Here is a 13,059-nt window from a genome sequence, read left to right as displayed (position 1 = left end):
CAGCGCGAACCCAAGTTCAACCATGAACCTAGCCGCCAACCGTGATGCCGCCGTGGAAATTCCGCTGCAACCGGCGTCCTACGACATCTGGGACAAGAAGTATCGTCTGAAGGCGAAGTCCGGCGAGCCGGTCGACGCCACCATCGACGAGACCTACCAGCGCGTGGCGCGCGCGTTGTCCGACGTCGAGGTCAGCGACGACCTGCGCGGCCTCTGGTACGAAAAATTTCTGTGGGCGCTGCGCCGCGGCGCGATCCCCGCCGGCCGCATCACCTCCAACGCCGGCGCGCTGGCGCACAAGCCGGCCACCTCCACCATCAACTGCACCGTCTCCGGCACCATCCGCGACTCGATGGACGACATCCTGGAGAAGGTGCACGAGGCCGGCCTGACCCTGAAGGCCGGCTGCGGCATCGGCTACGAGTTCTCCACGCTGCGCCCGCGCGGCGCGTACGTGTCCGGCGCCGGCGCGTACACCTCGGGCCCGCTGTCGTTCATGGATATCTACGACAAGATGTGTTTCACCGTCTCCAGCGCCGGCGGCCGCCGCGGCGCGCAGATGGGCACGTTCGACATCAGCCATCCGGACGCCAAGGAATTCATCCGCGCCAAGCGTGAGGACGGCCGCCTGCGCCAGTTCAACCTCAGCCTGCTGATCACCGACGGCTTCATGGAAGCGGTCGAGCACGATCAGGACTGGCCGATGGTGTTCCCGGTGCACGTCAAGGAAAAGGACGAGATCGACGTCGACGACCCGACCCAGGTGATCTGGCGCGAATGGCCGACCCACGAGAACTACGTCGACCGCGAGGATGGCCTGGTCGCCTGCAAGATCTACAGCCACATCCGTGCGCGGCACCTGTGGGACATGATCATGGTGTCCACCTACGACTATGCCGAGCCGGGCTTCATCCTGATCGACAAGGTCAACGAGATGAACAACAACTGGTGGTGCGAGCACATCCGCGCCACCAATCCGTGTGGCGAACAGCCCTTGCCGCCGTACGGCTCGTGCCTGCTCGGCTCGATCAACCTGACCACCTTCGTGCGCGATCCGTTCGGCCCCAAGGCGCGTTTCGACTGGGACGAATACCGCGAGGTAGTCAAGGTATTCACCCGCATGCTCGACAACGTGGTCGAGATCAACGGCCTGCCGCTGGAGCAGCAGCGCAACGAGATCATGGGCAAGCGCCGCCACGGCATGGGCTTCCTCGGCCTCGGCTCCACCGTGACCATGCTGAAGATGCGCTACGGTTCGGCCGACGCGGTGAGCTTCACCGAGGACGTCTCGCGCGAGATGGCCGTGGCCGGCTGGGAAGTCGCGCTGGAACTGGCCAAGGAAAAGGGCGCCGCGCCGATCCTGCTGCGCGACTACACCGTCACCGGCGACATGCTGCGCAAGCGCCCGGAAATGGTGAAGGACGGCTACAAGGTCGGCGACGCCATCCCCGGCCGCGTGCTGCACGCGAAGTACAGCCGCTACATGCAGCGCATCGCCACCGTGGCGCCGAACCTGGTTGAGCAGCTGGCCGAGACCGGTGCGCGCTTCACCCACCACAGCTCGATCGCGCCCACCGGCACGATCTCGCTGTCGCTGGCCAACAACGCCAGCAACGGCATCGAGCCCAGCTTCGCCCACAGCTATTCGCGCAACGTGATCCGCGAGGGCAAGAAGTCCAAGGAAAAGATCGAGGTGCTCAGCTACGAGCTGCTGGCCTATCGCGCCCTGATCAACGCCGACGCCAAGGTGTTCACCGACGAGGCGGACAACAAGCTGCCGGACTACTTCGTCTCCGCCGACGACATCAGCCCGAAGCAGCACGTGGACATCCAGGCCGCCTCGCAGAAATGGATCGACTCGTCGATCTCCAAGACCGCCAACGTGCCCACCGACTACCCCTACGAGGACTTCAAGGACATCTACTTCTACGCCTACAAGCAGGGCCTGAAGGGATGCACCACGTTCCGCTTCAACCCCGCCGCGTTCCAGGGCGTGCTGGTCAAGGAAGCGGACCTTGAAAGCACCCTCTACCGCTTCGAGCTCGAAGACGGTAGCGTTGTCGAACTGAAAGGCAATGAGCAGGTGGAGTACGACGGCGAAATGCACTCCGCCGCCAACCTCTTCGACGCCTTGAAGGAAGGCTACTACGGCAAGTTCTGAACCGTCGCACGCCCCCGGCGTGCGACAACTCAAGCGGTCCACCGGAGGGGAACACCAGCATGTCCATCGATAACGAAGTTGAACTGAACACCACCACCACGCCGGCCGCCGAGGCGCCTGCCGTCGTCCTGCCGGTCTTGCCGGAAGTGCCGCCGGCTGCGCCGGTTGCCGCACCCGCGCCGGCAAAGAAGAAGCCGGCAGCGAAGAAGGCCGCTCCGAAGAAGGCCGCGGCCAAGAAGGCTGCGCCGAAGAAGGCCGCTGCGAAGAAGGCTGCACCCAAGAAGGCTGCTGCGAAGAAGGCCGCGCCGAAGAAAGCCGCTGCAAAGAAGAAGGCAGCGCCCAAGAAGGCTGCAGCGAAAAAGGCCGCGCCGAAAAAGGCCGCCGCCAAGAAAGCCGTGAAGAAGGCGGCGAAGAAAGTCGCCCGGAAGGTTGCGAAGAAAGTGGCGGTGAAGAAGACCGCCGCGAAGAAAGCCGTCAAGAAGGCAGTAAAGAAAGTCGCCAAGAAGGCCGGCGCCGCCAGGAAGGCGGTGAAGAAGGTCGCCAAGAAAGTCGCCAAGGTGGTGAAGAAGAAAGCCGCCAAGGTTGCAAAGAAGGTCAGCAGCAAGAAGCCGGCCAGCAAGAAGGCCGCACCGAAAAAGGCGGCAGCAAAGAAGTCCGCCAGCAAGAAAGCCGTCGCCAAGACGGCCAAGAGGTCCACTGCCAGCAAGAAAGCGAGCGTGAAGTCGGCAGCGCGCAAGCCTGCCGCCAAGAAGGCCGCTGCAAAACGGAAGTAAGCGACACCCCATCCGGCCCGGCCCAGCGCCGGGCCGGATGATCCACGCCGCACGCCGCGTCCGCACCGGCATCAACACTCAAGAAAGAAGCGAACACCATGGCGATCAAGATCGACAAGAAGATCACCGGCTACAACGTGGTCAAACCCGAAGACAAGGTTGCCGCCACCCCGGTCACCGCCGCCGCCTCGAAAGAGCCGCCGACGGCCGAAGTGATCCAGATGCACGAAAGCGTCGAGCGGCCCGAGACCCTGGTCGGCTCCACCTTCAAGATCAAGTCGCCGCTGTTCGAGCACGCGCTGTACGTCACCATCAACGACATCGTGCTCAACGCCGGCACCAAGCATGAGCTGCGCCGCCCGTTCGAGATCTTCATCAACTCGAAGAACATGGACCACTTCCAGTGGATCGTGGCGCTCACCCGCATCCTGTCCGCCGTGTTCCGCAAGGGCGGCGACGTCACCTTCGTCGTGGAAGAACTCAAGGCCGTGTTCGACCCCCGCGGCGGCTACTTCAAGGCCGGCGGCGTCTACATGTCCAGCATCGTCGCCGAGATCGGCTCGGTGGTGGAACAGCACATGAAGAACATCGGGCTGATCCACGATCCGGAAATGGACGAGGCGACGCGCAAGCTGATTGCCGAGAAGCGCGCGGCCTACGAGCAGGCAGGCGCAAAAAAAAACTCTGACGTGAGCGTGGCGGCTGCGGCCGCGACAGCCTCCAGCGACACCGAGTCCTCCGGCTTCCCGCCGGGCGCCGCGATGTGCGCGAAGTGCAATACGCAGGCGCTGGTGCTGATGGATGGGTGTCAGACTTGTTTGAATTGCGGGTATAGCAAGTGCGGGTGAGCCAGCTTTGATTGAATTGCCCAAGTGCGCCTACAGGGGGCGAAGTTAATGGATGGTTCTTACTACCAAGTGCCGAATGACAGGCGCTATTGGGTGGTGCGCGCAGAGGGTGGCGATTTCTTGCCGCACTTCGCCGACGCTGGCGTCGTTGCGATCGGGCATGTTGATCAGGCCGTCTCCCAGGCACCGGCTCAGGTGCCAAAGAACACTAATTGGGCGACCATTCATGCAAATTTGGTAAAGCTCCGAGAGCGGGAGGGGCAGCGACCGCGCGGAATTAGCTCGTTGATTTCGCAGGCAAAGGCTTTTGTCAACGATATTAAGAAAGGTGACTGGGTTATTTGCCCTGGCGGCAGCCTTCTCAGGATTGGCGTTGTAACAAGCGAGGCCTATTGGGACAACAAACCCATTGTTCTCTATGACCGCGATAACCGGTCTTCCATCATGGACTTTAGGCTCCGTAGGCACGTGGCTTGGGGGCCCAATATTTACAGAGGTGAATTCTCCAGCCCTTTGCAGCGGTCGCTTTTCGCGAATCAAACGGTTTTTAACGTCGATTCGCATTGGGAAGCCATTTGCCACACTATTTATCCGGCTTTTTCTCGGAACGATGCGCTTTATCTCTCCGCAAGAATATCGACCGATGGTCAGATTAACAATGTAGATGTCGCATCATTTTTACTATCGCTCAGTGATATTGAGTTGACGATAAGAGCTCTCAATAAGGGGCTGACTAAGTCGAACTTCGACGATAAGTTGGCCAGTTACTCCGACTCTGGTCAGTTGAGCCTGGCGACGAAGGCTGAGTTTTACTCGCCTGGAGATATCTGGGTTCAACTAATTGGTGGGGCTGGAGATCTCTTCTCCGGTAGTAAGTGGATGGCGGCAGTTGTTTTCGCCTACGGTATGTTGTTCGGCAACAACAAGCTTGGATTTGATGGTGTATTGGATCTGGATACCCGCCATAAAATTCGCGACCTCATCCTAGATCGCATGAAGAAGCGGCGTGTCGAGTCTGCAATTAGTAGGATGGATGTTGTATTGCCAAATAAAGATACAACGCCACTCGAATCCAAGGATCCGGCTCATAAATCAAATTAGTGGCTACTGGCTGTGTGTTACACCAAGGCTGGGAGGAGACTTCTGGCCTTTTTTATAACTTCTGAGGCCGTCGCATGGAAATAGTGATTGGTATAGTGGCTGGCCTTTTAACTTCCGTTGTCCTTGCGCTTTTCAGGAAGGTAATATACGAATGGATTATTCCCTGGTATCGACTAATAACCTACAAGGGCCTTTCGCTTCAAGGCAGCTGGTTTCGTGTTGCAAATTCTCAAAAGACGTTGCTAGAAATTAAGCAGGAGTGTGAACGTCTTACTGGAAAAGCCACGGCTTCTAGCTTTCATCAAAATAAGGGATTGCACATTGATGACATCAGAACATTTGATCTTGAAGGATATATTTATGATCGATTTGTAATTATTACTCTAAAAAATACAGATAGATCTCGGCTTGGAGTGGTAAGCTTTCTACTGCAGATTGATGGTGATGGTACTTGCCTGAAAGGTGCTTCGAGTTGGTACGCGCCTCTTGTATCTTCGATTGAATTTGGTGAGATGGCTTTCTTTAGAAGTGAGCAAAGGGCGAGTGAAGGCTTGGCGAAAGATGAAAGCCAAAGATGAAGGCCGGGACGGAGGAACCATCGGGCTTGATTTCGGCTCGCGCTGGGCGCCCGAGGACAATTACTCTCGTCCCTTTTTTGAGAAGATCCAGGCGAAAGACCCTTACTTCCAAGGGCTAAGTGCAAGGGCTACAAGGGCTAAGTGGGTCAGAGCTACTTCCTTAATGTGCGCAACAGGCTCTCGCGCAGACACGAACATCCGGCTTCGGCGAACCGACGGGCAAAGTCCGCTGACCCAGGTGCGAGCCTCAAACTCCCGGGCGCGACGCTTCCCCATCTTGCGCGCAACGCCCAGACCACCACGCGCAACCCTCCACGCCCTGCGTCCCACCCCCAGACCTTCGTGCACAACGCCCGCGACCTCGCAGCGGCAAGCGTCGCAGCCTCGCGCGCCACGCCCGACGGCTTGCGCGCGAAGGTGGCGCAGTGGCGCGCGACGGTTTGCGCCTCGCCGCCGAAGCGAGCTAACCGGGTCGAGCTAACCGGGTCAGAGCCACTTCCTTTGTGCGCAACAGGCTCTCGCGCAGACACGAACATCCGGCTTCGGCGAACCGACGGGCAAAGTCCGCTGACCCGCGTGCGAGCCTCCAACCTCCGGGCGCGACGCTTCCCCACCTTGCGCGCAACGCCCAGACCACCACGCGCAACCCTTCACGCCCTGCGTCCCACCCCCAGACCTTCGTGCACGACGCCCGCGACCTCGCAGCGGCGAGCGTCGCCGCCCCGCGCGCCACGCTTGACGGCTTGCGCGCGAAGGTAGCGCAGTGGCGCGCGACGGTTTACGCCTCGCCGCCGAAGCCGGCGACCTTCGCGATCCGAGGCTCCGGACCTTGCACTTTGGAGTTTTTTGCTCGCGAACGGGGCTGCCGTATTGGCGCGCGGAGGTCTCAGCCTTGCGCGCAAGGTACCCACCTTTGCGCTCAGGTCGGGTTCGTCCGGGCGTGGGAGTGAGGACGCTGGCATGCGGGGGTGGCGGCATGGCGGTTGCCGCCGGCTTGCTTGTGATCGGACTGATCCGGCGCCTGCGAAGGGGACTAAACTGGCCTTGGTAAACGTTCCCGCCCCACGGCGTGGAGGGTTTCGGCATGGTGACCTGGGCGTACGCGGCAATCCTGGCATGGTCCGTTGCCATGCCTGCGCCGGCCACGTCGGTGGCGCCGGTTCCCTCGGTCACGCCGGTCACGCCGGCCGCGTTGCCGATGCCGCGCCCGGAGCAGGTCATGGCGGTGCCGCCGGAGTTGCATGCGCAGCTGCAGCAGCAGGTCATCGATGCCGGCGGTTCCGGCCGGTCGCGACTGGAACGGCTGGTGGGCTTCCTGTTCCAGAAGCCGGGCCTGGGCATGGAGTATTCGGCCGACGCCACGTTGACGGTCGAACAGGCCTACCGCACCCGCAAAGCCAACTGCCTGACCTTCACCCTGCTGACCGTGGCGCTGGCACGCGAATCCGGCTTGCAGGCCTACGGGCAGGAGCTTGACGACATCGTGGCCTGGCGCGTGGGCGACGACATCATCTACCGGTTCAACCACGTCAACGCGGGAATCACCGTGGGTCGCTCGCGCCTCACCGTGGATGTGGCGCAGGATCTGGTGAGGGGGCGCAAACCACCCGAGCCGATTTCCGATCAGCGTCTGTTGGCGCTCTACTACAACAACCGCGCTGCCGAGTTGCTTGTCGGTGCCGCGCCCGCGGCGGCCAATCCGTACATGGCCATGGCGTTGCAACTGGCTCCGCGCTATGCCAACGCCTGGGCCAATGCCGGCGTGTTGCACCTGCGCCAGGGCGATCCGCCAGCGGCCGAACACGATTACCTGAAGGCGCTGGCGCTCGACCCGGACAACGCGGGTGCGCTGGTCAATCTGGTGGCGCTGTACCGGAACAACGGCGACGAAGCGCACCGCGCCATCTATGCGCGGCGTCTCGAGAAGGTCCAGGTGAAAGACCCCTACTTCCAGTTCCTGCAGGCCGAGAGCGCCGAGAAGCAGGGCGACTACGCGGGTGCCGTGGAGCACTACCGGCAGGCCATCCGCTTGTATGACGGCGACCCGCGTTTCTACTTCGGGCTGGCCCACGCTTATCAGCAACTGGGCGAGGAGCGTCGCGCACGGCGAGCGATGAACCGTGCCGCCGCGCTCACTCGCAGCAATGCCGCGGGCAGAAACTAGGGTCGCAACCACGGGCAGGGTGCGCTTTTCGAGCAGGCCAGCGCGCATTGATCCGCGCCGCGTTCGTTTTCAGACGCTGGAGTGCCGCGGTGCCCGCGCGCAGCAGCCGGAACTCGCCGCGGAGACGGCAGCGCCATCCGCCTTCCGGGCCGGACGTATACTGATCCTTGCCGCTCCACTGCCGCGCCAGGCGGCCTGCTCCGCCACGGGAGATCCGCCATGAAATCCTCCCCGCTGTTCCGCCTGCTGTGCCTCGTCTGCCTGGCCGTAACCTCGGTGACGGCATGGGCGGCGACGCCGCCGGACAACGTCAGCGTTCGCTACAAGGATTCCCGGCACTTCACCGAGGCAAGACGCAGTTTCGGCTTGCACCTGGTCAAAGCCGACGCCTACCTGGAGCCGCTCAAGACCTACATCGCCCAGCGCGCCTCGCGCATCCTGGCGCCGGGCCAGCGGCTGGAGATCGAGGTGACCGACGTGGTCCGTGCCGGCCAATACGAGCCCTGGCGTGGCCCCGACTTCAACGACGTGCGCATCATCAAGGACATCTATCCACCGCGCATCGATCTGGACTTCACCTTGTACGGCGCCGACGGCAAGGTGCTGCGCCAGGGCAGCCGCAAATTGCGCGACGCGGCTTTTCTCAGCCGCGGTTCGCCGGTGAATCAGGATTCGCTGCGCTACGAGAAATCCCTGATCGATCTCTGGCTGCGCAAGGGCGCCGGGGAGCTTTGACGGGGGCGTCACCCGCACCGGCTCAAGGCCTCTGGCCCGTTCGCTGGCATGCGACACCTGGGGCGCGCCGCGCTGCTTGGTTTCAACCACGAGTTGTGGCCCGTGAGGCGCCGCACCGCGGTGCCTCGTCCCGCCGGATGTGACGCCGTGCACGCTGCTTCATCCATCGGCAGGCCTGTGCCGCAGTAGCATGTGCGCCAGGGGAGTGGATGTCAGTGCCGTCCGCGTGCCTCGGTCGAATTACATGCCTGCACGACGTCAGGCGAATGTTCCAGGCAAGCGAGGCTCCCGATGGTCCGTACCGGATGGTGGTGGTTGATGTGTGCAGTTCTGGCCACAGTCGACTGCGGGGGCGGTGCACTGGCAGCTGACGCGGCAACGGCGAAAGACATGCGATCTCCGGTGGCAGCATCCTTCAGCGATCGCGTGCCGGCGCCGACCCACTATGCGGACTGGCCGGCGATCGACAGCCGGCTGGCCACCGATCCCGCGCTGGAAGCGCGCGTGCGAAAAATCGTGGCGAGCATGAGTCTCGCGCAGAAAGTCGGCCAGATGACGCAGGCCGAGATCAAGTCGATCACGCCGGCGCAGGTGACGAAATATTTCATCGGCTCGGTGCTCAATGGCGGCGGCTCCTGGCCCGGTGGAAACAAGCTCGCCGGCATCGGGGATTGGCTGGCGCTGTCCGACCGTTACTACGATGCGTCGATGGCGACCGACGCGGCGATCAAGGTGCCAATCATCTGGGGCATCGATGCCGTGCATGGGGACAACAATGTCTTCGGGGCCACGCTGTTTCCGCACAACATCGGCCTGGGTGCGGCGCACGACCCGGCCTTGATCGAAGCCATCGGCGCGGCGACCGCCAGGGCGGTACGCGCCACCGGCGTCCAATGGGTGTTCGCGCCAACCCTCGCCGTTGCACAGAATGCCCGCTGGGGCCGCACCTACGAAAGTTTTTCCAGCGAGGGTCCGCTGGTGCGCGCGTATGCGCGCGCCTACGTGACCGGCCTGCAGGGCGACTTTGGCGACCACAACGTGATGGCGACGGCCAAGCATTTCATCGGTGATGGCGCGACGCAGAACGGCACGGACCAAGGCAATGCCAAGGTCAGCCGGAACGACATGATCAACGTGCACGGCGCGGGTTACTTCGGCGCGCTCGAAGCCGGCGTGCAGAGCGTGATGGCGTCGTACAGCAGCTGGGATGACGTGGCCGCCGGCATCGACTACGGAAAAATGTCGGGTGCGCGCGCCTTGTTGACGGGTGCGCTCAAGGACAAGATGGGCTTCCAGGGCTTTGTCGTTTCCGACTGGAATGCCATCGGCCAGTTGCCGGGCTGCACCAATGCCAGTTGCCCGCAGGCGATCAATGCCGGCATCGACATGGTGATGGTGCCCGACGACTGGCAGGCCTTCATCGCGAACACCACCCGCCAGGTCGAGCACGGCGAGATCCCGATGGCGCGCATCGACGACGCCGTCAGCCGGATCGTTCGCGCCAAGTTGCGCATGGGCCTGTTCGGCACGCGGCCTTCGCAGCGGGCAGGGGCGGGCGACGTCGGCTCATTGCAGAGCCGCGCGCTGGCGCGGCGCGCCGTGCGCGAATCGCTGGTGCTGTTGAAGAACAATCACGGCGTGCTGCCCTTGAAAGCGGGGTCGAAGATTCTGGTGGTGGGCAAGAGCGCCGACAGCCTGTCCAACCAGACCGGCGGCTGGTCGTTGACCTGGCAGGGCACGGACAACGGCAATGCCGATTTCCCCCACGGCGAAACGATCCTGGCCGGGCTGCGCCAGGCCGCTGGCGCGGCGAACGTCACCTACAGCAAAACGGCGCAGGGCGTGGATCTGAAACCCTTCGATGTCGTCGTGGCGGTGATTGGCGAGACGCCGTATGCGGAGACCATGGGCGACATCATGCCGTCGGCCACGCTGCGGCACAGTGACCGCCATCCGGAGGACCTGGCCGTCCTGCAGACGGTGGCCAAGGGCCACAAGCCCGTCGTCGTCGTGTTCGTCGCGGGGCGCCCGCTCGACGTCAACAACCTGCTCAATCTCGCCGACGCCTTCGTGGCTGCCTGGTTGCCCGGCACCGAAGGCGCGGGTGTGGCCGACGTGCTGATGGCAGGCACTTCCGGCGCGGGTGCCTACGATTTCAGCGGAACGCTCGCCATGCCGTGGCCGGGCGTTCCCTGTCCCGACGCGAGCGGCAGTGCCAAGGCGGCGCGCTGGTTGTTCGCGCCCGGCTACGGGCTGCGCTATTCCGGCAGGCACGCGATGGCCGCGCTGCCCACCTATCCCGCCGTCGACGCCTGCGCCGACGCGTCGGTGCTGTCGGTGTTTCACACGCTTGCGGTGCCGCCGTTCGCGCTCTACCTGGCTGACGCGAGCCCGCAGCAACCCGCGCATGACATCGGCGCCGATCTGAATGCTGTCATCGAATGGCCGGCCAGCCATCCGGTGCTGCGTTTGCGTACGGTCCAAGTCAACACCCAGCAGGACGCCAAAGCCGTCACCTGGCTCGGTGTCGGCCGATTCTTTGCACGGAGTCCTCAACCCAGGAACCTGATGCCGCTGGCAGCCACCCACGCGGCCTTGCAGTTCGATGTGGTGATCGGCACGCCCGCCAACGGGCCGGTGAAGGTGTACATGGGCTGTGGCGACCACTGCACGAGAAGTGTCGACCTGACGCACACCTTCGCCACCTATGCGAACGGCGCCCGCCACACCGTGTCGATTCCGCTGGCGTGCTTCATCGGGAACGGTGCCGACCTCTCGCATATTGACGTGCCGTTCGGCGTGCTGGCATCGCCGCCGTTTTCCGCCGCGTTTGCCGACGTGAAAATCGTCGCGGGTACGCCGGCTGGACGCGCCGACCTGCCATGCGCCAGCCTGGACGCCCCGTGAGCGTGGGGTTGTCGCCAATGAACCGCAACGTGGTCGATGGGCCTTGTGTGCACCATGGATGAGCGCAAGGGTGTTCCCGGGTGGATAGCCATTGCATCCATCACCCTGATGACCTTGCTCGCACTGACGGCCCTGCAGGTGTCGCGTCGCAAGCATTCCGCGGTGGAGTCCAAGGTCACCTCGGCGGTGCACCCGCTGGTGCCCACCGCCAGGCTATGGCTGAGCACGGCTGATCGCCGGCTGCGCCTGGTGCGGCAGCCCGATGTTGAAATGAGCGCCGACGAACCGTCACCTGCCGATGTGGTCGTCGACATCCACAGGAAATATCAATCCATCGTCGGCTTCGGCGCAGCGTTGACGGACTCGTCGGCGTGGTTGATCCGGAACAAGCTGGATGAGCGGCAGCGTGGCGCGCTGTTGCAGGAACTGTTTGGCCCGCCGCCCAACCTCAATCTGAACATGACGCGCCTGACCATCGGCGCCTCGGATTTCTCGCTGCAGCATTACACCCTGGACGATCTTCCCGTCGGCGAGGTCGATCCGCAACTGCTGCATTTCAATGTCGCCTCCAATTTGCGCGACGTGATACCGACCGTACGCGAGATCCTGACCGTCAACCCGCAACTGCGCATCATCGCGTCGCCGTGGAGCGCGCCGGCGTGGATGAAGACCAGCGCGAACCTGATTGGCGGGGAGCTGCTGCCGCAGTTCGAAAGCGCGTACGCGGACTATCTCGTCAAGTACCTCGACACCTACCGCGGCTACGGCATCCCCATCTTCGCCCTGACTGTGCAGAACGAGCCGGGCTTTGTGCCGGTGACTTACCCGGGCATGGAAGTACCCGCGGCCACGCGCGCGCGCATCATCGCTCGGTATCTCGGTCCGGCGTTGGCAGGCCGCAAGCCAAGAACACGCATTCTTGGCTGGGACCACAACTGGGACGCGCCCGGGCAACCGCTGGACGTGCTGGCCGACCTCGATGCCGCGCGCTATATCGACGGCATCGCCTGGCACTGCTACAGCGGCAGCCCGTACGCGCAGAGCCAGGTGCATCGTGCGCATCCCGGGAAGGAGGTCTACATCACCGAGTGCTCGGGCGGCGACTGGGAGTCCGCGCGGAATGGCGAGCTGATGTGGTTCACGCGCGACCTGTTGCTCGCCGGGCTCAGGCAGTGGGCGCGCGGTGTCGTGTACTGGAACCTGGCACTCGACGAGCAGCATGGTCCGCATTCCGGCGGGTGCGACCTGTGCAAGGGCGTGGTCACGATCGACTCGCGTACCGGCGAGGTGAGCCGCAACGATGAGTACTACGCGTTCGCCCACTTCAGCCGGTTCGTCCTGCCCGGTGCCGTGCGGGTGGGGTCCAGCGAAACCGACAAGGAGATCAACAATGTGGCCTTCCAGAATGCTTCCGACGGATCGATCGTGCTGGTGGTGGTCAACAGCCATGCGGAGGCACGCCGCGTCTCCGTGAGGCAGGAGCAGACCCGTTTCCACTACACGTTGCCGGCGCAGAGCGTGGCGACTTTCGTGTGGAATCCGCAGCAGGCAGGCGAGCCCGTGGATACGACGCGTCCAGCTTCGATTGATTCAGCTCAGATTGATTCAGCTCCGAATGATTCATCGCCGGCCAAAAAGACGCCCGCTACCCCAGCCACGAGCGGGACGAGCGGTGAGCGCCAGTGATCGAGTGATGCCTGCGTTCCGGCAGGCGCCTTTTCTCCATCGACGGGATCGCATGATGTGCTCAACCTCCCATTTGCTTCGCAACGTCGCGGCCGCGGCGTTGCTC

General features: G+C 63.1%; 9 protein-coding genes. All 9 read left to right on the top strand.

Annotated features, from left to right (window positions below):
• Positions 1–22 precede the first annotated feature (22 nt).
• The 9 genes from ABD024_RS14910 to ABD024_RS14870 all read left to right on the top strand — a co-directional run bounded on the left by ABD024_RS14910 (position 23) and on the right by ABD024_RS14870 (position 12,953).
• Positions 23–2,161, top strand: coding sequence for an adenosylcobalamin-dependent ribonucleoside-diphosphate reductase (locus ABD024_RS14910; RefSeq protein WP_343854304.1), 2,139 nt, complete (start codon positions 23–25; stop codon positions 2,159–2,161).
• A gap of 59 nt (positions 2,162–2,220) precedes the next feature.
• Positions 2,221–2,934 carry a hypothetical protein gene (locus ABD024_RS14905; RefSeq protein WP_343854299.1) on the top strand — a complete coding sequence of 238 codons (714 nt, stop codon included), beginning with the start codon at positions 2,221–2,223 and terminating at the stop codon, positions 2,932–2,934.
• A gap of 98 nt (positions 2,935–3,032) precedes the next feature.
• The gene (locus tag ABD024_RS14900; RefSeq protein WP_343854295.1) at positions 3,033–3,782 is read left to right on the top strand and encodes a TSCPD domain-containing protein; all 750 of its coding nucleotides are present in this window, start codon (positions 3,033–3,035) and stop codon (positions 3,780–3,782) included.
• 48 nt (positions 3,783–3,830) lie between these two features.
• Positions 3,831–4,883: a hypothetical protein gene (locus ABD024_RS14895; RefSeq protein WP_343854290.1), complete on the top strand. Its 1,053-nt coding sequence runs from the start codon at positions 3,831–3,833 to the stop codon at positions 4,881–4,883.
• Between the two features lie 74 nt (positions 4,884–4,957).
• Complete coding sequence (locus tag ABD024_RS14890) at positions 4,958–5,461, top strand: hypothetical protein (protein WP_343854286.1); 504 nt, start codon at positions 4,958–4,960, stop codon at positions 5,459–5,461.
• 1,084 nt (positions 5,462–6,545) lie between these two features.
• The gene (locus tag ABD024_RS14885; RefSeq protein ID WP_343854281.1) at positions 6,546–7,625 is read left to right on the top strand and encodes a tetratricopeptide repeat protein; all 1,080 of its coding nucleotides are present in this window, start codon (positions 6,546–6,548) and stop codon (positions 7,623–7,625) included.
• 219 nt (positions 7,626–7,844) lie between these two features.
• Positions 7,845–8,360: a DUF3016 domain-containing protein gene (locus ABD024_RS14880; RefSeq protein WP_343854277.1), complete on the top strand. Its 516-nt coding sequence runs from the start codon at positions 7,845–7,847 to the stop codon at positions 8,358–8,360.
• Positions 8,361–8,651: 291 nt separating this feature from the next.
• Entirely contained in the window at positions 8,652–11,267 is a 2,616-nt protein-coding gene (locus ABD024_RS14875) for a glycoside hydrolase family 3 protein (protein ID WP_343854272.1), read from the top strand.
• Between the two features lie 54 nt (positions 11,268–11,321).
• Positions 11,322–12,953, top strand: a complete 1,632-nt coding sequence (locus ABD024_RS14870) for a glycoside hydrolase family 30 protein (RefSeq protein WP_343854267.1) — start codon at positions 11,322–11,324, stop codon at positions 12,951–12,953.
• The last annotated feature ends 106 nt before the right edge of the window (positions 12,954–13,059 follow it).

Origin of the sequence: Rhodanobacter soli, assembly GCF_039523495.1 — a bacterium.
In the GTDB taxonomy this organism is placed as follows: Bacteria; Pseudomonadota; Gammaproteobacteria; order Xanthomonadales; family Rhodanobacteraceae; genus Rhodanobacter; species Rhodanobacter soli.
This window is presented reverse-complemented; position numbering and strand designations above follow the sequence as displayed.